The 25,075-nt window shown below is 46.9% G+C and carries 21 protein-coding genes, 1 other RNA gene and 1 pseudogene; 5 read left to right on the top strand and 18 right to left on the bottom strand.

Annotation, left to right across the window (positions count from 1 at the left end):
• Positions 1–45: 45 nt before the first annotated feature.
• The 13 genes and pseudogenes from rfaD to gyrA all read right to left on the bottom strand — a co-directional run bounded on the left by rfaD (position 46) and on the right by gyrA (position 15,904).
• Positions 46–1,065: an ADP-glyceromanno-heptose 6-epimerase gene (rfaD, locus tag AOB49_RS11175; RefSeq protein WP_062311093.1), complete on the bottom strand. Its 1,020-nt coding sequence runs from the start codon at positions 1,063–1,065 to the stop codon at positions 46–48.
• Complete coding sequence (rfaE1, locus tag AOB49_RS11170; RefSeq protein ID WP_062311092.1) at positions 1,062–1,991, bottom strand: D-glycero-beta-D-manno-heptose-7-phosphate kinase; 930 nt, start codon at positions 1,989–1,991, stop codon at positions 1,062–1,064. Before rfaE1 ends, rfaD begins: the two co-directional genes overlap by 4 nt.
• Before the next feature lie 35 nt (positions 1,992–2,026).
• A complete protein-coding gene (locus AOB49_RS11165) occupies positions 2,027–3,391 on the bottom strand; it encodes a UDP-glucose dehydrogenase family protein (RefSeq protein ID WP_062311090.1) in 1,365 nt (454 codons plus the stop codon).
• A gap of 32 nt (positions 3,392–3,423) precedes the next feature.
• Positions 3,424–4,638 carry a lipopolysaccharide assembly protein LapB gene (gene lapB, locus AOB49_RS11160; protein ID WP_062311088.1) on the bottom strand — a complete coding sequence of 405 codons (1,215 nt, stop codon included), beginning with the start codon at positions 4,636–4,638 and terminating at the stop codon, positions 3,424–3,426.
• A gap of 66 nt (positions 4,639–4,704) precedes the next feature.
• Positions 4,705–5,043, bottom strand: a pseudogene (locus AOB49_RS11155) (integration host factor subunit beta); the annotation flags it as partial.
• A gap of 52 nt (positions 5,044–5,095) precedes the next feature.
• Entirely contained in the window at positions 5,096–6,769 is a 1,674-nt protein-coding gene (gene rpsA, locus AOB49_RS11150; protein WP_015421646.1) for a 30S ribosomal protein S1, read from the bottom strand.
• A 142-nt stretch (positions 6,770–6,911) separates the two neighbouring features.
• Complete coding sequence (gene cmk / locus AOB49_RS11145) at positions 6,912–7,574, bottom strand: (d)CMP kinase (RefSeq protein ID WP_062311084.1); 663 nt, start codon at positions 7,572–7,574, stop codon at positions 6,912–6,914.
• A 12-nt stretch (positions 7,575–7,586) separates the two neighbouring features.
• Entirely contained in the window at positions 7,587–8,906 is a 1,320-nt protein-coding gene (aroA, locus tag AOB49_RS11140) for a 3-phosphoshikimate 1-carboxyvinyltransferase (RefSeq protein ID WP_156471418.1), read from the bottom strand.
• 8 nt (positions 8,907–8,914) lie between these two features.
• The gene (locus AOB49_RS11135; protein ID WP_062311080.1) at positions 8,915–9,796 is read right to left on the bottom strand and encodes a prephenate dehydrogenase; all 882 of its coding nucleotides are present in this window, start codon (positions 9,794–9,796) and stop codon (positions 8,915–8,917) included.
• Positions 9,797–9,836: 40 nt separating this feature from the next.
• The gene (hisC, locus tag AOB49_RS11130) at positions 9,837–10,961 is read right to left on the bottom strand and encodes a histidinol-phosphate transaminase (protein WP_062311079.1); all 1,125 of its coding nucleotides are present in this window, start codon (positions 10,959–10,961) and stop codon (positions 9,837–9,839) included.
• Positions 10,958–12,052 (bottom strand): prephenate dehydratase, encoded by a 1,095-nt coding sequence (pheA, locus tag AOB49_RS11125; RefSeq protein ID WP_062311077.1) that lies wholly within the window; start codon positions 12,050–12,052, stop codon positions 10,958–10,960. Before pheA ends, hisC begins: the two co-directional genes overlap by 4 nt.
• The gene (serC, locus tag AOB49_RS11120) at positions 12,052–13,149 is read right to left on the bottom strand and encodes a 3-phosphoserine/phosphohydroxythreonine transaminase (RefSeq protein ID WP_062311075.1); all 1,098 of its coding nucleotides are present in this window, start codon (positions 13,147–13,149) and stop codon (positions 12,052–12,054) included. Before serC ends, pheA begins: the two co-directional genes overlap by 1 nt.
• A gap of 31 nt (positions 13,150–13,180) precedes the next feature.
• Positions 13,181–15,904, bottom strand: a complete 2,724-nt coding sequence (gene gyrA, locus AOB49_RS11115) for a DNA gyrase subunit A (protein ID WP_062311073.1) — start codon at positions 15,902–15,904, stop codon at positions 13,181–13,183.
• Between the two features lie 159 nt (positions 15,905–16,063).
• Between gyrA and ompA the strand changes: the two genes are divergently transcribed.
• From ompA to ssrA, 4 genes are all read left to right on the top strand, one after another.
• A complete protein-coding gene (ompA, locus tag AOB49_RS11110; protein ID WP_062311071.1) occupies positions 16,064–16,642 on the top strand; it encodes an outer membrane protein OmpA in 579 nt (192 codons plus the stop codon).
• Positions 16,643–16,743: 101 nt separating this feature from the next.
• On the top strand, positions 16,744–17,433 hold the full coding sequence (gene ubiG, locus AOB49_RS11105; protein WP_062311069.1) for a bifunctional 2-polyprenyl-6-hydroxyphenol methylase/3-demethylubiquinol 3-O-methyltransferase UbiG: 690 nt from the start codon (positions 16,744–16,746) through the stop codon (positions 17,431–17,433).
• Positions 17,430–18,113 carry an HAD family hydrolase gene (locus tag AOB49_RS11100; protein ID WP_062311066.1) on the top strand — a complete coding sequence of 228 codons (684 nt, stop codon included), beginning with the start codon at positions 17,430–17,432 and terminating at the stop codon, positions 18,111–18,113. The genes ubiG and AOB49_RS11100 overlap by 4 nt, the downstream gene beginning before the upstream one ends.
• A 60-nt stretch (positions 18,114–18,173) precedes the next feature.
• Positions 18,174–18,532, top strand: a transfer-messenger RNA (tmRNA) gene (gene ssrA, locus AOB49_RS11095).
• 61 nt (positions 18,533–18,593) lie between these two features.
• Here ssrA and AOB49_RS11090 read toward each other — a convergent pair.
• From AOB49_RS11090 to AOB49_RS11070, 5 genes are all read right to left on the bottom strand, one after another.
• Positions 18,594–19,589 carry a tripartite tricarboxylate transporter substrate binding protein gene (locus AOB49_RS11090; RefSeq protein ID WP_245640677.1) on the bottom strand — a complete coding sequence of 332 codons (996 nt, stop codon included), beginning with the start codon at positions 19,587–19,589 and terminating at the stop codon, positions 18,594–18,596.
• Between the two features lie 139 nt (positions 19,590–19,728).
• Positions 19,729–20,703 (bottom strand): Bug family tripartite tricarboxylate transporter substrate binding protein, encoded by a 975-nt coding sequence (locus AOB49_RS11085; protein WP_062311062.1) that lies wholly within the window; start codon positions 20,701–20,703, stop codon positions 19,729–19,731.
• Positions 20,704–20,705: 2 nt separating this feature from the next.
• Entirely contained in the window at positions 20,706–21,620 is a 915-nt protein-coding gene (locus AOB49_RS11080) for an alpha/beta fold hydrolase (RefSeq protein ID WP_062311060.1), read from the bottom strand.
• A gap of 46 nt (positions 21,621–21,666) precedes the next feature.
• A complete protein-coding gene (locus AOB49_RS11075; protein WP_062311058.1) occupies positions 21,667–22,563 on the bottom strand; it encodes a fumarylacetoacetate hydrolase family protein in 897 nt (298 codons plus the stop codon).
• Positions 22,564–22,730: 167 nt separating this feature from the next.
• A complete protein-coding gene (locus AOB49_RS11070) occupies positions 22,731–24,482 on the bottom strand; it encodes an IlvD/Edd family dehydratase (protein ID WP_062311056.1) in 1,752 nt (583 codons plus the stop codon).
• Between the two features lie 170 nt (positions 24,483–24,652).
• On the opposite strand from AOB49_RS11070, the gene AOB49_RS11065 reads away from it, so the two are divergent.
• The gene (locus tag AOB49_RS11065) at positions 24,653–25,075 is read left to right on the top strand and encodes a VOC family protein (RefSeq protein WP_062311054.1); all 423 of its coding nucleotides are present in this window, start codon (positions 24,653–24,655) and stop codon (positions 25,073–25,075) included.

The raw sequence follows: 25,075 nt of genomic DNA, 5'->3' as shown, positions 1-25,075 counted from the left end.
ACCTATCAAGCTTTGAATGAACCCCCAGGGGCCCTCATTTTCATACTAGAGCGGACTTGCCAAGAAATCTGCATTGGCCGATAGCCAGGCTATATAACGGCTGACACCCTGCTCCACATTTAAGAAAGGCTCTGTATATCCGGCAGCGCGTAGTTTTGTTAAATCAGCCTGAGTGAAGCACTGATACTTCCCCTTAAGAGCGTCTGGAAATGGGATGTACTCAATCGCCTTTTCTTTAACCAACTCTTCTAGGCTAGCGGGGTTAGCGTTATCGATTTTACGCATCGCGTTTGCTACCGCATGAGCAACATCATTAAATGGTTGCGCGCGACCACTGCCAAGATTAAAAATGCCACTAATTTCAGGATGATCTAAAAAATAAAGATTAACCTTCACCACATCTTCAACTGATACAAAGTCACGACTTTGCTCGCCAGGCCCATAACCGCCATACTCGCCAAAGAGCTTAACCTTACCATTCGCTTTGTACTGATGGTATTGATGAAAGGCAACAGAAGCCATACGCCCCTTGTGTGATTCACGCGGACCATACACATTGAAATACCGGAAACCAACTACTTGAGCAGAGTTTGCATTCTCAGCAAAGCGTTTACGCATGACCTGGTCAAACAGGAACTTAGAGTAGCCATAAATATTAAGAGGCTTCTCATGCTCACGACTCTCAACAAATACATCAGAACCACCATAAGTTGCAGCCGAAGATGCGTACAAGAGTTGCACCTTTTGCTCGGTACAAATATCAAGCAAATCCATGGTGTAGCGAAAGTTATTAGCCATCATGAAAATGCCATCAGTCTCCATGGTGTCAGAACATGCGCCCTCATGAAAAACCGCTTTAACCTTACCAAAGCGGCCACTCCTAAATGCTTCTAGGAACTCATCCTTGTCGAGATAATCAATGATGTCCAAGTCAGCAAGATTGCGATATTTATCTGCAGGGCGTAAATCATCTACAGCGATAATATTTTTCTCACCGCGCGCATTGAGTGCCTGAACAATATTGGCACCAATAAATCCAGCGGCGCCCGTTACGATAATAGTCATTGCAATTCCTCGGAAGTCACCGTCGCGGTTCCTAATTTTCCAACAACAATGCCACCCGCACGATTCGCCAAAGACATTGCTCTTTCAAGTGGCCACTGGGCCGCCAACGCTACCGCTAAAGTACCAATCACCGTATCGCCAGCACCCGAAACGTCAAATACTTCGCGAGCCTGAGCCTTGACATGACTCACACCAGCCTCGGTAAATAAACTCATACCCTCTTCAGATCGAGTCAATAGTAAGGCCTGGAGATCAAGGGAGCGTCGCAAATCTTGCGCCCGCCTAGTTAAATCTTCCTCGCTTGTCCACTGACCCACTACTTGACGCAATTCACTGCGATTAGGCGTCAATACAGTGGCACCGCGGTATTTAGCGTAATCATCGCCCTTAGGGTCAACCAATATCATCTTCTTCTGCGCCCTAGCCTGCTCAATCATCAGAGCCACCTGTCCTAAAGCACCTTTTCCGTAATCCGACAAAATCACCACATCAGCATCGCCAACGAGCTTCTCATACCGCTCCAGCTTATGGGCTAAGGCCGCCTCACTCGGAGCCTCTTCAAAATCTAAACGAATGAGTTGCTGCTGTCTCGCAATCACACGCAACTTAACGGTTGTAGGTACCTTGCCATCGATTTCCAGCTGGCTATCTACGCCACTTTCTTTGAGCAACTCGGAAACACGGCGTCCAGACTCATCATCACCAATCACGCCTAAGATCGTTGTCTTTGCGCCGAGCGCCGCTACGTTACGAGCCACGTTTGCAGCTCCACCAAGACGCTCATCAATCTTACCTACCTGCACAACTGGCACAGGAGCTTCAGGAGAAATGCGATTCGTATCACCAAACCAATAGCGATCGAGCATGACATCCCCAACCACCAACAAGCGGGCTTTAGAAAATTGTTCTCGGTTTGCTTTTTCCACGGGAGCTTATTTATCTATTGTTATTTGTATTGCGCTTAATTATGACGACCAATACCCTGGTATTCAATGCCTAATTCTTGCATAGCCTGAGGCTCATATAAATTACGGCCATCAAAGATAATAGGATTCTTGAGTTTAGCCTTCAAAAGATCAAAATCAGGGCTACGGAAGGCTTTCCATTCCGTGACGATAACTAAGGCATCTGCCTGCTCTACTGCAACCATCGGATCATCTACCAGCGATACTTGTTTTAGGCCTGCTGGATTATTCTTAAAGTCGAGATCCAAGCAATGTTTCGCCTCAGGCATTGCCACAGGGTCATGAGCAACGACCTGTGCTCCACGCTTAACCAGCTCTGTGATGATGACCCGGCTAGGTGCTTCGCGCATATCGTCAGTATTGGGTTTGAAAGCGAGGCCCCACAAAGCGAACTTTTTACCAGACAAGTCCTTGCCAAAGCGTTTCTCGATCTTTTCAACCAGAATATATTTTTGCGCCTCATTGACTGCTTCAACAGCATCCAGAATCTTAAGATCGCGGCCATGCTCGATAGCAGTCTTAGATAAAGCTGAAACGTCTTTAGGAAAGCAAGAGCCTCCATAGCCAGTTCCAGAATATAAAAAGCCATATCCAATGCGAGAGTCCGAACCAATACCTTGGCGAACCGCCTCAATATCAGCACCAACCAAGTCAGCCAAATTAGCCAACTCGTTCATGAAAGAAATGCGGGTGGCTAGCATTGCATTAGCGGCGTATTTAGTGAGCTCAGCACTTTTCACATCCATGTAATAGGTGCGCTCATGATGACGATTAAATGGAGCGTAGAGTTTACGCATTTGCTCTTTAGCGCGCTGACCAGCTGGAGTGTTTTGAGTTCCAATCACAATACGATCAGGGCGCATAAAGTCTTCTACAGCAGCGCCCTCCTTAAGAAACTCTGGATTAGAAACCACTGAGCAGAGTTCTGGCGAAAGACCTCTTTTACTTAACTCCTCGGCGATAGCAGCCGAAACTTTATCGGCAGTACCTACTGGTACAGTCGATTTATCCACGATCACTTTCGGAGTGGTCATATGGCGACCAATATTACGAGCAGCAGCAACCACATACTGAAGATCGGCTGAGCCATCTTCATCAGGAGGAGTACCAACAGCAATAAATTGAATATCGCCATGAGCAACAGAGGCTGCGATATCTGTCGAAAATTGGAGTCTACCAGCTGCGCGATTGCGCTCAATCATTTCTTTTAAGCCTGGCTCATAAATGGGGACGCCACCAGAATTCAGAATATCAATTTTTTTGGGATCCACATCCACGCAAAAAACATTATTACCCTGTTCTGCTAAGCAAGCGCCAGTAACAAGACCGACATAACCGCTTCCAATGATGGTGACTTTCAAAATATCTCCAAGTAAATCGTAATTATTTTCAGTTACATCGAAGGGCCGCTAGGAACGGCTCCCTCGCTACGCCTTGGGGAGTATGCCTCCCAATGATTACAGCCTGGGCATTGCCAATAAAAACGTCGCGCCCGAAAGCCGCAGTTCCCGCAGGTGTAGCGCGCAAGACTAGTTGTTCGCTGCTTCAATAAACTTAAAGTTGCCTGTAAGTCAGCAATTCTTTCTGGTGAACCGCTATTTGTCTGGGCAAGCATCAAACGTGTCTCAGCAAGTTTTGATAAAGCACTTAAGCTTGGTGAGTCCTGCATTACTTGGACCAACATCGCTTCGGCAGCTTGCGCACCACGAATTTGCACCATATGCTTTTGAACGATATCTAATAACTCGCCTGAAGCTTGAGTCTTTAGCAATTCGCAGAGGGCAGTCAAACCAGCATCCGCCTTATCAATCACGGCGTGCGCCGCCATCCAACGATCCGCCAATAAATGCATATATGCAGGATGGGTGCCGGCCACAATGCTCCAAACTTCTATTGCTTGAGCTGGACGATCAACCGCCATCAAATAATCACCCTGCAAAATCAATGCGCGCGCATGATTTGGAATGGCTTGCAAAGCCAATTGAATCGATCTCTCGACTTCCGGTAAATCTTTTCGGCGAAGCGCCTCTTGCCCAATCTCACAATGAAATTGTGCGATTTCTGTATGGTGTGACTTGCCCTGCAAACCTTCTAGCTCACTAGCAGCAACAATCGCTTTTTTCCAATCACGCTCGATCTGATACATCTCCAGCAAGCTTTCTTTCGCGGGGGCAGCGAACTTACCATCGCCCACACGATTCAAAGAAGCTTCCGCACGGTCTAGCAAGCCAGCACGTAAAAAATCGCGGCCTAATTCATAGGCGGCATGATCACGATCGCGGGGTTTTAAGTCATCGCGGTTGGCTAAATGTTGATGCACCCGAATAGCTCGCTCAGTCTCACCACGGCGGCGAAATAAGTTACCCAAAGCAAAATGCAACTCAATAGTTTCAGGATCTAATTGAGCAATCTTGACTAAAGTTTCAATTGCCTGATCTGGCTGTTCATTTAATAAAAGGCTTAAACCTTTAAATGTGGAGCGCTGCTGTCGCATACGCTCACGTTCATCCATGCGATTTTCAAGACGCAAGTCCCAGCGTGAAGCCAGCCACCCTACCCCGAATAGAATAGGCAACAACAATAGCCATGAGGTTGAGATCTGAATCATGATGTGCAGAACTTAAATAAAAAAATGGCCCGAATGGACCACTGCTTATGTGTTAGGCGACTAGGCACCAGAACCCTCTTTGGGTCCCGCTTGCTTTAGCGGCTTGTAATCAACGCGCTCACGCAATTCTTTTCCAGGCTTAAAGTGTGGCACCCTTTTTTCTGGGATTAATACCTTCTCACCAGATTTAGGATTGCGGCCAGTACGTGCTGGACGGTGATGCAAAACAAAACTGCCAACACCACGCAACTCAATACGCTTACCTGCGGCTAAAGCGTGAGTCATAGCGTCTAACAATGTTTTTACTGCTAACTCCACATCCCTAGGCAGCAGCTGGGGAAATTGTTCCGCCAAGCTCTCCACAAGTTCGGAGCGAGTAATTGCTTGTTGCTCTTGATCTGACATGATCTATCAATAAAAAACCGCCGCTCTCCTAATGGAAAGCGGCGATATTGATTTAGCCTTGATTGTCCAACTTAGCCTTCAACAAAGCACCCAGATTGGTTGTGCCAGACTGCGCATCACCTTGGAGCTTGCTCATAGCATCTTGTTGGTCAGAGCTGTCTTTAGCTTTGATTGAAAGATTGATTACACGTGACTTACGATCAATGTTAATGATCATTGCAGTTACGCTATCGCCTTCTTTCAATACATTGCGTGCATCTTCTACGCGATCTGTTGAGATCTCGGAAGCGCGCAAGTAAGCTTCAACTTCATCAGCCAAGTGAATGGTTGCACCCTTAGCATCAACAGCCTTCACAGTGCCAGTGACAAGGCTACCCTTATCGCTTACGGATGTGTAGTTATTGAATGGGTCACCAGACAATTGCTTAATGCCAAGAGAGATACGCTCTTTCTCAACATCGATGGCCAATACAGTAGCTTCAACTTCATCGCCTTTTTTGTATTTCTTAACAGCCTCTTCGCCTGGCTCATTCCATGAGAGGTCTGAGAGGTGAACTAAACCGTCGATACCACCTGGCAAGCCGATGAACACACCGAAGTCAGTAATAGACTTGATTGCGCCAGTCAACTTATCGCCTTTTTGCTGGCCACGTGAGAACTCTTCCCATGGATTAGCTTTGCACTGCTTGATGCCCAAGCTAATACGACGCTTGTCTTCATCAATGTCCAGAACCATCACTTCAACTTCGGTTCCTAGTGCAGTAGCTTTACTTGGGGCAACGTTCTTGTTGGTCCAGTCCATTTCAGAAACGTGTACCAAACCTTCAATGCCAGATTCGATTTCAACGAACGCGCCGTAATCAGTGAGGTTGGTTACCTTACCGAATAAACGGGTGTTCGGTGGGTAACGGCGAGCGATACCAACCCATGGATCATCACCAAGCTGCTTCACACCGAGTGAAACGCGGTTCTTCTCTTGATCGAACTTCAAAATCTTTGCTGTAACTTCTTGACCAACAGTCAACATCTCGCTTGGGTGACGCACACGACGCCATGCCAAATCGGTAATGTGCAAGAGGCCATCGATGCCACCGAGATCCACGAATGCGCCGTAGTCCGTAATGTTCTTAACGATACCTTGAACAACGCTACCTTCTTTAAGGTTAGACATCAACTTCGCGCGCTCTTCACCTTGGCTAGCTTCAACCACTGCACGACGTGACAACACTACGTTATTACGCTTACGGTCAAGCTTGATAACCTTGAACTCCATCGTCTTACCTTCGTAAGGGCTGGTGTCTTTGATTGGGCGTGTATCAACGAGTGATCCAGGCAAGAATGCGCGGATACCGTTAACCATCACAGTCAAGCCGCCTTTAACCTTACCAGTAACAGTACCGGTAACGATCTCAGCTTGCTCGAGAGCTTTTTCCAAGTTCATCCATGATGCCAAGCGCTTCGCTTTGTCACGGGAAAGGATTGTGTCGCCATAGCCGTTCTCAAGAGCGTCAATAGCAACAGAAACGAAATCGCCAGGAGCTACTTCAATCTCGCCAGCGTCGTTATGGAATTCTTCAACGGGAATAAACGCTTCAGACTTTAAGCCAGCGTTAACAACGACGAAGTTATGGTCGATGCGAAGAACTTCAGCCGAAATAACTTGGCCGGTCTTCATATTCGATCGGGTTAATGATTCTTCAAATAGTTCTGCAAATGATTCAGACATGTATATTCACTTTGTGCCGCCAGAAGGCCTGACGGGTTAGGTTAAAAAAGCCCCAAGAAACACGCTCTATTAGAAAATCGCGTTGTAGAGTTCCCCAAGACACCAAAACTACAGCTTTACTACTGACATCTACTACTGACGCTTAAGTTGCCTTGGATTGATACCAATCTAAAACCGTCTTAACCGCTTGATCTATCGATAATTCTGATGTTTCAAGCACTTTGGCGCCATCTGCTACCAACAAGGGTGCGGCACCTCGACTGCTGTCTCTGGCATCACGCTCCTGCAAATCATGCAGCAAGTCTTCAAGTTTAGCAGAAATTCCCTTAGCTATCAATTGCTTATACCGACGTTCGGCCCTAGCTTGAGCTGTTGCAGTCAGGAAAACCTTTAAAACTGCATCTGGAAATATCACGCTGGCCATGTCACGACCATCAGCAACCAAGCCAGGGGCAACCCGAAAACCATGCTGAACACCTACCAAGGCCTGCCTAACCTCAGGGTGGACAGCAATTGCTGAGGCGCGCAGACCGATTTCCTCGGCACGAATAGCTTCGGTGACATCCTCAGAATCGAGCAGAATTTGACCATTTTTAAAAGAAATCACCAGTTTTTTAGCCAAAATACCCAGCTCTGGACCGTTTTTTGGGTCAATTGAGGCTTTTTGACTGCCTAAGGCAACTAAGCGATAGAGCGCTCCACTATCCAAGTAATGAAAACCTAGCTTTTCTGCTACCAAAGAAGCAACCGTCCCTTTACCAGAAGCAGTTGGGCCATCAATCGCAATCACTGGGGGTAGATTCATTAATGCCAAGCGTTAAGAAACGACCTTTGCAAACTCAGCAAAGTAAGTTGGGAATGTTTTAGCCACGCAATCAGGATCATTAATCTGAAGTGCATTAGGACCAAACGCTGCCAAGGAGAAACACATGGCTACCCGGTGGTCGTCATAAGTATCAATACCCTCACTCGGTGACTTCCAATCTGCCGGAGCATGGGGTGCCTGAACGACGATATAGTCAGGACCCTCTTCGACAATTGCACCTAATTTTTTCAACTCTTTGGCCATTGCCGCAATACGATCTGTTTCTTTTACACGCCAACTAGCAATGTTATTAAGGCGAGTTGGGCCCTCGGCAAATAACGCAGCAACAGCGAGCGTCATTGCCGCATCAGGAATCTCCGTGCAATCCATCGTAATGCCATTGAGTTTGCCATTGGAATTTTTTACACCAGTGACCTCAATCCAATCCTCACCAGCATCAATCTTCGCACCCATCAATGCAAGCGCATCCGCAAAAGCGACATCACCCTGAATGCTATCGCTACCAACACCCAATACGCGCACAGGTCCACCACCAATAGCGCCTAGCGCCAAGAAGTAAGATGCTGAAGATGCATCACCCTCTACAGATAAGGTTCCAGGGCTTTGATATACAACTTCTGATGTTTTGGCAGGGATAATAAATGACTGCGCATCAGGGCAAGCGACCTTGACACCAAAACGCGACATCAATTTGAGTGTGATCTCAATATACGGTCGAGAGATGAGTTCACCAATCACTTCAATTTTGACCGACTGTGTAGCCACTAATGGCAATGCCATTAACAAAGCGGTGAGAAATTGACTAGATACGTCACCTCGAACCCTAACCACATCTTTAATTTGAATATCCGCGCCGGAGATCTTGATAGGCGGGTAACCTTCTTGCAATTCGTAATCAATCTTCGCGCCCACTTGGCGCAAACCATCCACCAAATCACGAATAGGGCGCTCATGCATACGTGGCACTCCCGATAAACGGTAGTTGCCACCCTGCATTGCGAGCGCGGCAGTTAGTGGACGAATCGCTGTACCCGCATTACCCATAAAAAGATCTGCATCTTGTATTGGAAATTTGCCGCCACAACCTTCGATCACACAAATCTTATTCGGCTGATCCGTTACGGTTAAACCCAACTTACGCAAAGCATTGCGCATCACTTGAGTATCATCAGCATCCAGTAAATTTTTGAGGGTAGTGGTACCCGTAGATAAGGCTGCTAATAAAAGAGCGCGATTGGAAATACTCTTCGAGCCCGGCAAGACAATGGAGCCTTGTGCTCGCTTAAATGGACCAATCTTAATGCCTGGCAAGCCACTCATCAAAGCACATCCAAATCTTGACGTGCTTTACTAGCCTTGTTAAATAATTTTTCCAGACCAGCGCCATCACTTTCAGAGATTAATTTACGCATATGACCGACGATCAATAAGTATTGATCCAATTCTTTTAGGATCGCCGCACGATTACCCAAACAAATATCTCGCCACATCTCGGGGCTCGAAGCTGCAATGCGGGTGAAATCCTTAAAGCCCGCACCGACATGACTGAGCTTTTGCTCTGCATCTTCTGAATTAACCACACTTGCCATCAATGCGTAAGACAGTAAATGAGGTAAGTGGGATACCGCAGCATAGATCGCATCATGCTGCACACAAGAAATCTTCTTCACTACAGATCCAGTGGACTGCCAAAAACCTTCGATTAAATCGGTATCTTGTGGAGAATTTTCTTGCAAAGGACAAAGAATCGTTTGTTTGCCCTCAAAGAGATCTGCTTTAGCAGCGCTAGCACCGTGTTGGGCACCACCCGCAATAGGATGTGCTGGAACAAACTGACAAGCTTTCTTACCTAACACTTCCTTAGCGGCCAATATCACATCGCCTTTAGTACTACCAGCATCGGTAATCATGGTTCTAGCTTCTAAATGAGGCTCAAGCACCTCAAAGGCCGCCCTCATTTGAGCAACGGGCACACAGAGCACAATCACGTCGGATTGCTTAGCGGCATCTGTTAAATCCACAACGCCATCAATGGCACCCATCTTTAGAGCCTGATCTAGATTTTCCTGGCTGCGCCCCACTCCCAAGACTTTTTTGACAACGCCAGCTTTCTTGAGAGACAAACCCAGAGACGCGCCAATCAAACCAACGCCAACAATAGTGACGGTACCGAAATTGCTTACTGGATTAATAATTGCCATGGGCGTCTTGAATGGATCTTCTGATTGTTGAATGATCGAATTACTTCGATGTCAAGATATCACTCAGTGCGGATATGAATGCATCATTCTCTTGAGGCAAGCCAATCGAAATTCGCAGCCACTGCGGCAGACCATAGTTACCCACTGGACGAACAATAACGCCACGTTTGAGCAACTCTAAATTAATACGAGCGCCAGCACCATCATCCTCGCCCACCTTGACCAATACAAAGTTACCGGCCGAAGGCAAATAGTTCAGACCAAGCCGATCAAATGCTTGGGTCAACTGAGCAAAGCCCGCACGATTTAATTCATAGCCTTGCTGCAAAAATTCAGCGTCTTGTAGTGCAGCAATTGCTGCCGCTTGCGCCAAACTGTTCACATTAAAGGGTTGACGAATACGATTCAATAAATCAGTCAAGACAGGCTGAGCAACACCGTAACCAATCCGCAAACCCGCTAAACCATACGCTTTAGAAAAGCTACGCGACAAAATCATATTCGGAAAACGCTTTACCCAGGCAACAGCGTCATATTGCTGCTCAGGAGTCAGGTACTCGTTGTAAGCCTCATCTAGTACCACGACAACATGCGGTGGTAAGGCAGAGAGAAACTCTTCAATCTCTTTGGCGCTTAAGTAGCTACCGGTTGGGTTATTCGGGTTAGCAACAAAAACTAGTTTCGCCTTATCGCCAGAGGCCTTAACAGCTTGCAACATGGCAGGCAAATCATGGCCATAAGCTGCGGTAGCATCTACTTCTATTGCGCGAGCTCCAACCGCTTGAGCGGCCAACGGATAAACGGCAAATGCGTGTCGAGAAAAAATAATGTCATCGCCTGATTGCGCAACAGCCCGTGCTGCCAACTCCAAAATATCATTACTACCATTACCTAAGGTAATCCAATCTGCTGGAACTCCTAAACGAGCAGACAGAACATTTTTTAACTCAAAGCCATTAGAGTCAGGATAGCGGCCTAAATCACCGGCAGCCTTGAGCATGGCCTCTTGAGCGGACTTTGGCATACCCAATGGATTCTCATTAGATGCTAGCTTCACAATCTTGTTTTCATCCAAGCCGTATTCGCGAGCTACTTCGCTAATAGGGCGACCACCTACATAAGGTGCGATTGCCTGAATATGTTTTAAACCGATCTTAGAGCTCATGCTGAGTGTGGATATGAACCAAGGTTTTTATAAAAAGCTGCTGTCGTCTTTAACTCTGCTAAAGCCTTTGCGACTCTAGCATCTTCAGCGTGTCCTGCGACATCAATGTAAAAGTGATATTCCCAAGTGCCCTTGCGCGCTGGACGTGACTCGAAACGATTCATTGAAACACCATGTTTTGCAAGAGGCTCAAGTAAGCGATGAACAGCGCCAGGTTGGTTATCTACAGAAAGCACCAAAGAGGTCTGATCTTTACCAGTAGGCTGACACTCATAAGTACCCACTACAACAAAACGCGTACGGTTATGTGGATCATCTTGAATCTGCGCAGCAACTGCCTGCAAGCCATATGCCTCTTGCGCAGGCTCACCTGCGATCGCAGCTAAGGTGGGATCGCTAGCAGCCATTCGAGCAGCCTCAGCATTGCTACTGACTGCCTGACGCTGAAGTTGTGGTGCATGCAAGCTCAACCACTGCTGACATTGGGCCAAAGCTTGAGCATGAGCGCAAACTGTTGTGACGCCATTCAAGTTACCGCTCTTTGTTAGAAGATGATGGCGAATCGGTAGGACTACTTCGCCACTAATGCGCATTGGAGAATCTAGTAGCAAGTCCAAGGTTCTTGAAATCGCACCTTCACTTGAGTTCTCGACTGGAACAACGCCAAACTGTGCCGCACCCTTCTCAACCGCTTTAAAGACTTCATCAATACTGCTACAAGGTAAACCTGCAATTGAGTGACCAAAATAGGTTTGTGCCGCTTGCTCTGAAAATGTTCCAACCGGACCAAGATAAGCAATAGTCTGGCGAGCCTCTAGGGCACGGCAAGCTGACATCACTTCACGCCAAATTGCAGCAATTCCATCTGGTAATAAAGGGCCCTTGCTGAGTTCTTGCAAGCGGGCAACGACTTGGCGCTCACGCTCCGGCCTAAAGACTGGCGATGCAAATCCGCCTTTGATGTGGCCGACTTCTTGAGCTGCTTTTGCGCGCTGTGTCAGCAAATCCAAAATCTGCGCATCGAGTGCGTCAATCTTGTCCCGTATTGGTGCTAAACGCTGCTCTTCGGTACTCTGGTCTTTGGAGCTCATTAGGCACGCCTTTCAAAGTCACGCATAAATTCCACTAGCGCCTTGACACCCTCGAGTGGCATTGCGTTGTAAATACTGGCACGCATACCGCCGGCCGCCTTATGACCACGCAGGGCTACTAGACCCGCTGCATTGGATTGCTCTAAGAACTGTGCATTTAAATTTTCATCCTTCAAAAAGAAGGTGACATTCATGCGGGAGCGATATTCCTTAGGGATACGATTCTCATACAAACCACTTTGATCCAGGAAGTTGTAAAGTAAATCCGCCTTTTCTTGATTGCGCTTCTCAATGGCCTTCACACCACCTTGCTTCAATAGCCACTTAAAGCCAAGACCAGCCATGTAGATTGCAAAGGTAGGTGGAGTATTAAGCATCGACTGATTGGCGGCTTGCTTTGTCCAATCCCAAATCGACGGTGTGATCTTCATACTATGACCAAGCAAATCTTTGCGGACGATCACAATCGTAACGCCAGATGGGCCAATATTTTTCTGAGCACCACCAAACCAAACCCCACATTTGGTGACATCCATTTCCTTGGAGAGGATATTGCTCGAGACATCGGCAACCAACAGTTTGCCATTGACATCGGGAACGCCCGGAAACTCTACACCGCCAATTGTTTCATTCGCACAATAATGAACATAAGCAGCATTATCAGATAAGCGCCAGGTAGAGCGTGCTGGAATCGTATTAAATTTTTCGTCTGCAGAGGATGCCGCTAAATGCGCAACGCCATATTTGTCCGCCTCTTTATAAGACTTTTCCGACCAAATACCAGTCACCAAAAAATCTGCTTTAGGGCCATTAGGTCCCAAGGACATGAGATTCATGGGAATAGCTGCGTTTTGACCAAGCCCGCCACCTTGAAGCAACAAGATCTCATATGAGTCGGGGATATTCATCAAAGTACGCAGGTCATGCAAGGCCTCTTCATAAACCGCCATGAACTCTTTACTGCGGTGACTAATTTCCATCACGCTAGTGCCGAGTCCATGCCAGTTCAACATCTCAGCAGCAGCCTGCTTTAGCACCTCTTCAGGCACGGTAGCTGGCCCCGCAGCGAAATTGAAAATGCGGCGGTCAAACGTCATGATGAATTAATTAACCTTAATCAAATGCCAATTAGGCATCACCAGCTTCATCGGAATTAGAGTCAACCGCTGGATCAGCGGCTACATCACCTGCTTCGCCCTCTTCACCATCATCGATTTCATTCTCATCATCCGAATCACTCTCAGCGATACGCTGTAAGCCAGACAAACGAGTGCCTTCATCGACGTTGATCAAGGTCACACCTTGAGTGGCGCGACCCATCTCACGAATCTCTGATACACGTGTACGTACCAAGATGCCGCCAGTGGTAATCAACATAATTTGGTCTTCAGGAGAAACTAAAGCCGCGGCCACCACCTTACCGTTGCGCTCTGTCGTCTGAATTGCAATCATGCCTTTTGTTCCGCGGCCATGACGGGTGTACTCGCCAATCGGCGTGCGCTTACCAAAACCATTTTCAGTTGCAGTTAAGACGCTGCTAGGAATAGTTACCCCATTAGCATCCACAACCGCAGCCTCAGCACCTTCCGCTGCTTCAGCTGGAGCAACTAGCATCGCAATCACTTGGTGGCCATCGCCCAAATTCATACCCCGTACACCGCGTGCTGTACGACCCATTGGACGCACATCATTCTCATCAAAGCGTACCGCTTTACCAGCATCAGAGAACAACATCACATCATGCTGACCATCAGTAATAGCTGCGCCAACTAAGAAGTCATTCTCATTTAAATCGACAGCAATAATTCCAGCCTTACGTGGGTTAGAGAAATCAGATAAACGCGTCTTCTTCACCGTGCCCAAGCTAGTAGCCATAAAGACATAGTGATCATCCTGGTATCCCTTGATTGGGAGAATCACAGTAATCTTTTCTCCTTCAATCAGCGGGAACATATTGACGATTGGTTTGCCGCGTGAGGTACGGCTTCCTTGCGGAACCTCCCACACTTTGAGCCAATACATGCGACCACGATCAGAGAAGCACAGAATAATGTCGTGCGTATTTGCGACGAATAAAGTTTCAATCCAATCTTCGTTCTTGGTAGCTGCAGCCTGCTTGCCACGACCGCCACGCTTCTGCGCGCGGTACTCGCTCAATGGCTGGCTCTTCATATAGCCGGTATTAGAAAGCGTGACCACCATATCTTGAGGAGTGATCAAATCTTCTGTAAACAATTCAGTCGCATTCATTTCAATAAATGAACGACGACCAGTATCGCCACCAGCAATACCGAATTCAGATTGAACTTCTTTTAATTCAGATTCAATGACTTGAGTAACGCGCTCTGGCTTCGCAAGCAAGTCGAGCAAGTCGGAAATTTCCGCCATTACCTCTTTATATTCATTCACAATCTTGTCTTGCTCGAGGCCAGTCAAGCGCTGTAAACGCATCTGCAAAATTTCTTGCGCTTGACTATCGGATAAGCGATATAGGCCAGTGGTCTGCATACCGTACTCTGGCAACAAACCTTCAGGACGATACGCATTACGACCACCAGGAGTATCGGTTTCAGCGCGAGCTAACATCTCACGCACCATAGATGAATCCCAAGCCTTACCCATTAACTCTTGCTTAGCAACAACTGGGTTTGCAGCGGCTTTAATGATGGCAATAAATTCATCAATATTTGCCAACGCAACAGCTAAACCCTCTAAGACATGGCCGCGTTCGCGCGCTTTGCGCAATTCAAAAATCGTACGACGAGTCACTACTTCGCGACGATGCTGTAAGAAGTACTCCAGCATCTGCTTTAAGTTCAACAAACGTGGCTGGTTATCAACCAAGGCCACCATGTTCATGCCAAAGTTGTCTTGAAGCTGGGTGCTCTTATAAAGGTTATTCAATACAACCTCAGGTACCTCACCGCGCTTAAGCTCAATCACTACGCGCATACCTGATTTATCAGACTCGTCGCGCAGATCAGAAATACCTTCTACTTTTTTCTCATTCACCAGCTCAGCGATGCGCTCAAGCAAGTTCTTCTTGTTTACTTGGTAAGGCAACTCATCAACGATGATGGCTTGGCGCGCACCCTTGTCGATATCTTCGAAATGGGTTTTGGCCCGCATAACCACACGGCCACGACCAGTGCGATAGCCCTCGCGAACCCCTTGAACCCCATAAATGATCCCGGCAGTTGGGAAATCTGGTGCCGGAATGATCTCGATGAGCTCATCAATCGTGCATTCAGGGTTATGAAGGACGTGTAAACAGGCTGAAACCACCTCATCCAGGTTATGGGGGGGGATATTTGTCGCCATACCCACAGCAATGCCAGAACTGCCGTTAATCAGCAAATTAGGCACTTTTGCAGGAAGAATCAGGGGTTCTTTCTCGCTGCCGTCATAGTTTGGTCCAAAGTCAACGGTTTCTTTGTCCAAATCGGCCAAAAGCTCATGAGCGATCTTACGCAGGCGGATCTCGGTATATCGCATCGCAGCGGCGTTATCGCCGTCTACGGAGCCGAAGTTACCCTGGCCGTCAACCAGCATATAGCGTAGCGAGAAGTCCTGGGCCATACGAACAATGGTGTCATACACCGCAGAATCGCCATGTGGATGGTATTTACCGATCACATCGCCAACTATACGGGCAGATTTTTTGTAAGCACGGTTCCAATCGTTGTTTAATTCATACATCGCGAATAAGACCCGTCGATGCACGGGTTTAAGCCCGTCACGCACGTCTGGCAGGGCTCTGCCGACAATGACGCTCATTGCGTAGTCCAAATAGGACCGCCGCATTTCGTCTTCGAGGGATATTGGTAGTGTTTCTTTAGCGGCTTGTTCCATTTAGAAATAATATCATTTTGATGACTGGTAGCCCCTATGCTAAGATTCTGTCAGTTTGTACGAAATTGAGATGTGTCGCTTTGCGGTTTTTTGCTTCAAAGTAGGGCGAATTACATTTAAGTTTGACTTTAATTAAAAAGAGATTTTTGAGGACTAAAAATGAACAAAACCCTAAAACTGTTGCTCGCTTCCGTTATTACTGTTTCTGCATCTGCAGCAATGGCTTCTGATAACTGGCAAAACGGCGATGGCGCCCTAAACTGGAAAAACGGCGATGGCACATTGTGCTGGCGCGATAACAACTGGACACCTGCAACTGCTGCTAAGGGTTGTGATGGCTGGTTGGCCCCTAAAGCTGCTGCTGCATCTGGTGTAAGCCAAAGCAAGATCACTTTGCAAGCTGACACACTTTATGACTTCGACAAAGCGACATTGAAGCCAGAAGGCAAGGCTACTTTGGACAAGATCGCCGCTGACTTGAAGAAGATCAAATTAGAAGTAATTATTGCTGTTGGTAACACTGATAGCGTTGGTACAGACGCATACAACATGGCTCTTGGCCAGCGTCGTGCTCAGTCTGTTAAAGCTTACTTAGTAAGCAAAGGTGTTGACGGTAGCCGTATTTACACAGAATCAAAAGGCAAGAGCAATCCGGTTGCAAGCAATGCAACTGCTGAAGGCCGCGCTAAGAACCGCCGTACTGACATCGAAGTTGTTGGTACAGCTGCAACTAAGTAATTCTTTTTACTTGTAAAAAAGCCCGCTTCTAGCGGGCTTTTTTATTTCCGCTATATTCGTAATTTATTCCACTTCAAGCATCACTCATTACCCTGAAAACTATGAACGTCGATCAGTCTGAAATCGCTAAATTTAGCGCCCTAGCGCACCGCTGGTGGGATCCCAATAGCGAATTCAAGCCATTGCATGCAATCAATCCCTTACGCCTAGACTGGATTAAGTCCTTCGTGGATCTGAATGGAAAAAAAGTGCTTGATGTGGGCTGCGGTGGCGGCATCCTCGCTGAATCCATTGCTCAATCAGGAGCTGATACCTGCGGCATAGATTTATCTGAAAAAGCACTCAAAGTCGCTGAATTACATGCGCTAGAGGTCGGCGCCAACCTCACATATCGTTCTATTTCGGCCGAAGCACTCGCTGAGGAAGAGCCAGAGCAATACGACGTTGTCACTTGCATGGAGATGCTAGAGCATGTTCCAAACCCAGCATCAGTAGTCCAGGCCTGCGCAAAGCTGTGCAAACCAGGAGGCACCCTATTTTTTAGCACCTTAAATCGCAGCCCAAAATCCTACTTATTTGCCATTATTGGGGCTGAATACATCCTCAGACTACTGCCGAAAGGCACTCACGAATACGCCAAATTCATCAAACCATCAGAATTAGTGGCATTTACCCGCCAAGCTGACCTAGAGATGATCGGCATTAAAGGAATGAGCTACAACCCCCTCTCCCAGGTCTACAGCCTCGGTGATGATGTGGATGTGAACTACATGATTGCTGCGCGCAAATGAATAGCGGCTTAAAAAGCCCCTACAACGGGGTGTTTTTTGATTTGGATGGCACCCTTGCCGATACCGCTCCAGACCTTGTAGCGGCTGCTAATCAGCTTCTGGTCGCGCGCAAACTCAAACCTAAGCCCTATGAAGTATTACGCCCCTGCGCCTCTGCTGGAGCTCGGGGATTGATTGGGGGCGCCTTTGGCATTGATACCGATCATCCCGACTTTATTTCCCTAAGAGATGAATTTTTCACTAACTATGAAAAAGCACTTCTGGTTGACAGTCAATTATTTGAAGGGATTGACCACTTACTCAACCAGTTAGATTATGCGCAACTCCCTTGGGGTATCGTCACCAATAAGAGTGAACGCTTTACCCATCCCTTAACCGAGCTAATGGGCCTGCGCCAAAGGGCTGCTTCTACGGTATCGGGTGACACTACGCCGTATTCAAAACCTCACCCTGAACCCATTTTGCACGCTGCAAAAATTGCCAACATTGATCCATCCAAGTCTATTTATGTCGGCGATGATATTCGTGACATCGTTGCAGGGAAAGCGGCGGGCATGAAAACTATCGCTGCTGCTTATGGCTACTGCGGCTGCGATGAACCTCCCGAGGCTTGGGGGGCCGATTACCTCGTACGCCACCCTCTTGAACTGCTAGAAATCATCTTTCCCAATAGGGGATAAAAGAACATCAGCAATTTAAGGCTATCGGCCTTAAAATAGAGATACCAATGCATGAACTCCGGGGTCGACATGGTTTCGACGTGGATTACAAAGCATCAAGGGCATACCGAGGACCCGTTATCTCGTAAATCAATGGGAATGTAATAACTGCTAACGACGAACGTTACGCACTAGCCGCTTAATTGCGGTTGCCCCTGAACTGATTCTCTCTTGGGTCAGGTAGCGCAAGCTACATCAGGGTCATTTACAAGAGATAAGACTATCTCGCGTCACGAGGGGTAGTACGAAAATTTAGTGAATCGTCAGCGTGGAACATGTCAATCTGTGCCTAGCTGGCTAAATTAAATGATATGACTAAGTATGTAGAACTTGTTGTGGAGGATTTGCGGACGCGGGTTCGATTCCCGCCGACTCCACCATTTTGAAGTATGTAACAGTCCAACGCCACCCACCAGGGTGGCGTTTTTCTTTTCAGCTCAATTACTCTACTTTGCCAATTTTCTTCACGACATTAACCATTTGCGCCGACTCTTTATCCCAGTAGACCTTAAATTCAGGCGCATCCATATACAAGATCGGACTACCAGCGCCATTGATTACCGTCCTTACGCGCTCATCATTTGCAGCCAATTTAGATGCTTCACGTAACTTATTGGTAATCGCATCAGGGGTCGCACTTGGAACAAATAATCCAGCCCACTGAGCAAATTCAATCTTGACGCCCAATTCTTTAAAGCTTGGCACATCCGGCATACTCGCTAGACGACCATCACCCCAATGCGCAAGAGCCCGAACTTTACCCGCCTTCAACTGTTGAACAATGGAAGATGGGCCAGTAGCAATTGCATCAACTTGCCCGCCAAGCAACCCTACAATTGCAGGCCCAGCACCTGTGTACGGAATGTGCACCATATAAAACTTCTCTGAGGACTTCAACATCTCCATGGGAACATGCATCGTTCCGTAATTACCAGATGATCCAAAATTATATTTACCTGGATTTGCCCTCATTGCAGCCACAAATGATTTGTAATCTTTCCAAGGACTATCAGCTCGAACAACCAAAACCGTTGGATCCGCAGTGAATCGAGCAATCGGCTTTAATTGATTAAGCTGAAAGGATGGCTCCTTACCTACTACCTTATCAGCCTCTGGAATAATCGAGATTGAAGATAAAGCCATCAGAATGGTGTAGCCATCAGGCTTAGATTTTGCAACGGCAGCCATACCAATTCCACCACCAGCTCCAGGTTTATTCTCTACGACGACAGGTTGCCCCAAAATTCTAGTGAGCGCCTCCGCAACCGGCCTCCCTACAGTATCTGCCACACCACCCGGAGGAAATGGCACCACCATCGTAATTGGCTTGGTGGGCCAAGCATCCGCAGTCTGGGCAAAACTCGGGCCAGCTATGGCGGCCCAAAAAATACATGCCACATAAGAGAAAAAAGTACCCATTTGGAATTGTTGTCTCATATTATTTAATTAAATTAGTTATTGATTGCTGATGATTTTCATACTACAACAAGGTTTTAATAGATAGAACAAATGCGCACTCAAAAAAACCCCCAACATTTCTGCTGGAGGTTTAATAAATACGGCTTAACGGCCACAATTACTGCATGGTGATGTTGGCATCTTTAATAACCTTGCCCCAACGCTCATATTCCTTACCCATATAAACGGTCATGGCCTCAGGGGGTGCATACGCACTTTCCACGCCGGCATCAAACAAAGCCTTCTTTGTTTCAGGGCTTGCCAATATCTTCACAATTTCTTTATTCAGTTTATTGACAATATCTGGCGGAGTGTTAGCGGGAGCAAGTAATGCTAACCACACTGATGCTTCATAACCAGGAACCCCCGCTTCAGCCAAAGTGGGAACATTAGGAAGCTGAGGAATACGCTTACCAGTGGTTACTGCCAAAGCGCGCAACTTACCCTGCTGGATATGAGGCAGCACATTAGGTACCGCAGCAAAGCTACTTTCCACAATACCCGCCAGTAGATCATTGGTAGCACCAGAACTACCTTTGTAGGGCACATGTTGGAGCTGGATATCAGTCATGGTGGCAAATAGGCCTCCCATTAAATGCTGATTTCCGCCATTACCAGATGATGCATAGCGAATAGAGTCTGGGGAAGCCTTCGCTAGCGCAATAAACTCCTTCACATTCTTCGCTGGCACCTTTGGATTAACGGCAAGAACGTATGCAGAATCAACTAACTTGCTGACAACCGTAAAGTCCTTTAATGCGTCATAAGGAACCTTTTTATAAATCCAGGGTCCTAAAACGTGGGCCGTTGAGACCATCACCAAGGTGTAACCATCCGGAGCTGCTTTAGCAACAGAATCCGTACCAATGGTTGAGCCTGCACCCGGCTTGTTTTCTACAACAAACTGCTGCCCCAAGGCGACTGACAGTTTTTGCCCCAAGATACGAGCAACAACATCAGTAAACCCTCCGGGACCAAAGGGAACAATCAATTTCACCGGCCGATCTGGGTAGTTAACTTGAGCGGATACTGGAGCGGCAATAAACCCAGCGATTGCCAAAACGCTAACGGCCCACTTCACAAATTTTTTCATGATTACCCCCTATAAACAGGCGCAGGCATTGTGAAGTAGCTATACAGAATCTGATAGACCATCATGTAGTTTTTTTGTTGAAAACTAGCATGGGAGATTCCAGCCATCACACTGAATTGCTTGTCTGAGTTTGGCAACAATTTATAAAAATCAATTAAGTCATCCATACCCGCAATACCGTCATACTCACCGCGCAAAATAATGGTTGGTACAGGGATTTTTTTAGGATCAACCAATGGCAACTTTGAGCACATATCCACATAAGTACCTGTTGGCATTGAATCATCTAGAGTCAAAATAGCATCAGCGAAAGACTCAATAGTAGCTTCATCAGCAGTACCAGGATGATCGCGATCAAAAATACTATGCACAAAAGCACGATCAATTGGACGACGATTTTTAGCAATGAACTCTGGTAATTTTTTCTTACGCTGCTCTAGAGTATGACTCCCCTCTCCAGTCCACACAAAAGCGTCTAAGGCTAACTTAGCAACTCGCTCAGGCTTGCGCTGTGTAAATAACGCTGCCTTCAAAGCGCCTGAGGAGATGCCGTACATCAGCAATGATTTAGAGCTGGTGTGATCAAGAATGTATTCACTTCCAGCGACCAAATCATCAGCACCGTTGCTGATATCAAAGTTGATATCGCGGTTTTTGTCTGAACGCCCATAACCCTCGTTATCCATGGTCCAGGTTTCAAAACCCTGATCCGCAAACCAATCCATCGCCGAAGAGAATGGGCGACCTGGAACATGAAGGTCAAACGTAGGCTGCGATGCCATGGATGATCCATGCACAAAGAAAATGGTTCCTAAAAACGGTTTATTGGGATTGGCCTTTTTTTGCCATAGAAATAAATTGATATCTCCACGTTTAATCCAATGCTCAGTACCACCAGTCCAAGTTACAGCCGTCATGAATATCTCCTAAATTGTTACTGTGTATATTGTTGTAATGATTAAATTATTCGCCTAAGACCATGGTGTTCTCCAGAACACCAACTCCATCTACCTCAAGGCGAACAACATCGCCAGCCTTGAGATATTTTGGCGGCTTAAATCCTAGACCCACTCCAGCCGGGGTGCCAGTAGCAATAATGTCGCCAGGATAAAGCGTAATACCCGCTGAAATAGTTTCAATCAACTTTGGAATATTAAATATCAAATCCTTGGAGTTAGAACTTTGTCTTAACTCTCCGTTAACAAAACATTTCACAGGAATATTCTGATGATCTAACTCGTCCGCAGTAACAACCCATGGACCCATTGGGCAGAACGTATCAAAACTCTTACCTAAAAACCACTGCTTATGTCTTTGCTGCCAATCACGTGCAGTAACATCATTGATGATCGTGTAAGCCCATACATGCTTCATTGCGTCTGCCTGGGAAATTCCCTTGCCGCCCTTACCAATGACGATAGTCAACTCAACCTCATAGTCGATATCCACTGAAACCTTTTTCGGGATGACAACCTTATCTTGAGTTCCAATGACGGACTCTGGGGGTTTGGTAAAAATAATCGGATCCTTAGGGATCTCATCACCGGGCTTAGATGTGCTGCTGTCATACCCGCTAGTGCCAAATTCTTTTGCATGCTCAAAATAATTTTTACCAACGCAGAAGATGTTTCTTCTTGGTCTAGGAATTGGAGCCAAAAGACGAATAGCAGAAATTTCATGAGTCGCAGATGCTTGAGTCGGCAACTTTCCGGCCAACTCTAAGCGCAAGAGTGCAACCACTCCATCCTCAGAAAGATCTGTATCCAACTGATATTCGTTGACACTTTTGCCATCAGCAGAAATCGCGCCGACCCGAGTCTTACTAGGGTCATTCAATAATTTAAATGCTGCATATTTCATAAAAAACAATCTCCACTCAGATGTAGTTATTTTGAGTTATGCGGACAAGATCATGTCCGCCTGCCAATTTTGGCAACACGGCAAACTTTACACCAAAACTTTATATTTGACCGTGACCCAGGCAAGAGGCCAAGTTGAACAGCGGTAGCCCTTTATCGGCCCTTTAATCAACGCTTTGGGGTTTTGCCAACCATCCTTACCGCCCTCAGAAAGTCAAAATCTACGCCTTTATCAGCTTGCGTAACCGTATCCAAAAACAACTTTAGATATCCGCGCTCTGCGGTAGGATGTATCACTGGGCTTTCTTGCATTCGCTTACTTAATTCTTCATCAGAGATTAACAAGTTTATTTCCCGATTTTTCACGCTCAAGCGGATGCGATCACCATTCTTGACGTATGCCAATGGGCCACCGATTGCAGCCTCAGGCGTGACGTGTAAAACGATAGTCCCAAAGGCAGTACCACTCATTCTGCCATCAGAGATACGCACAATATCCTTCACGCCAGCGCGTGCCAATTTCATCGGAATTGGAATATATCCAGCCTCGGGCATTCCAGGCGCACCCTTAGGGCCAATATTTTTCAATACCAAGATGTCGTCAGCACAGACATCCAAATCTGGACTATCGATCCGGCTAGCGAGATCCTCTGAATTCTCAAAAACAACTGCGCGCCCCTCATGCTCCATTAATGCCTCATTGGCTGCAGATTGCTTGATGATCGCGCCGCCAGGAGCTAAATTCCCATGCAATACAGCAATACTTCCGCGCGGATAAATGGGGTTATCCAATTTACGCACTACATCTTGCTTAAAGCTCGGCGGAGCGGCATCAATCTCCTCACCCAATGTGCGACCGGTTACCGTCATGGCATTGAGTTTTAACAAAGGCTTTAGCTCCCGCAGCAAAGTCGTCATCCCGCCTGCATCATGAAAATTTTCCATGTAATGGTCGCCTGATGGCTTCAAATCCACCAGAACCGGCGTTTCATCACCCATTCGATCCAAGGCATCGAGATCAATTTCCAAGCCCATCCTTCCAGCAATTGCAGCTAGATGAACAATGCCATTCGTAGACCCGCCAATCGCCAGCAAAACGCGCATAGCATTTTCAAAAGCATCGGCAGTCAACACCTGATCGATAGTTAAACCGTCTTTAGCCATTTGAACTGCACGCGCACCTGTCTCTTCAGCAACCCGAATGCGGTCGGCCGTTACTGCGGGAGGAGTAGCCCCGCCAGGAACGGTCATCCCCAAAGCCTCGGAGATACAAGCCATAGTGCTTGCAGTTCCCATCACAGAACAAGTGCCTACACTAGCCACCAATTGATCATTGACCTCATCCTTTTCGATTTCATCAATTTCGCCGGCACGAAACTTTCCCCAATAACGGCGACAATCTGTACAAGCACCAACCCGCTCACTTCGATGAGAGCCAGTCAACATTGAACCTGTGATTAATTGAATTGCGGGCAAGCCGGCTGAGGCTGCACCCATCATTTGCGCAGGCACAGTTTTGTCGCAACCACCAATCATCACGACCGCATCCATAGGTTGCGCTCGTAACATTTCCTCAGTATCCATCGACATTAAATTGCGCAAATACATACTAGTGGGCGCTGCAAAACTCTCATGAATGGAGATAGTCGGAAAATCCATCGGCAAACCACCGGCCAACATTACGCCTCGCTTAACAGCCTCTATGAGCTGTGGCATGTTCCCATGGCAAGGGTTATATGCACTACCCGTGTTAATAATTCCAATCACTGGGCGATCTAATGCGCTGTTCGTATAGCCCGCGCCCTTGATAAATGCCTTACGCAAAAACAAAGAGAAGCCTTTATCTCCATAACTGGTTAAGCCTTTACGTAAACCACTTTCAGGGGCTAGATTTTTCTCTTTACTTGTCTTGCTTGTCATAACTCAGTTTCTCAATTGATAGGAACTTCATGAAATGGCCTCGTTGCAGACCTCATTAATCCGTTTTCGACCAATTTTGTCTCGAGTCGGGATTATTTTTGATGCTTTCAATATACTAAACCTTGATCAAGCCAGCATTAATAGCCATCAACCATTTAGCAAGGATCCCGATGTCACAGATTCAACCATTTCATCTTGCCTTTCCAGTCAATGATTTAGAGGCAGCGCGTAGCTTCTATGGCACGGTATTAGGTTGCGAAGAGGGGCGCAGCTCCGATCAATGGATTGATTTTAATTTTTTTGGGCACCAGCTTGTAGCGCATTTAGCGCCTGAAGAATGCGGCAATATTGCGTCAAGCGAAGTAGACGACCATCAAGTGCCAGTAAGGCATTTTGGCGTGGTACTAACAATGCAAGATTGGAATGATTTAGCAGAACGTTTACGCAATGCGGGGCTTGAATTCATCATGGAGCCACAGGTTCGCTTTAAGGGCAAGGTTGGCGAACAGGCAACCATGTTCTTTTTAGACCCAGCTGGTAATGCCCTTGAATTCAAGGCATTTGAAGACCCCACTCAATTATTTGCCAAATAA

It is taken from the genome of Polynucleobacter sinensis (assembly GCF_001595985.1).
Taxonomy (GTDB): domain Bacteria; phylum Pseudomonadota; class Gammaproteobacteria; order Burkholderiales; family Burkholderiaceae; genus Polynucleobacter; species Polynucleobacter sinensis.
The sequence above is the reverse complement of the archived record's forward strand: the minus strand, read 5'-3'. Positions and strand labels throughout refer to the sequence as shown.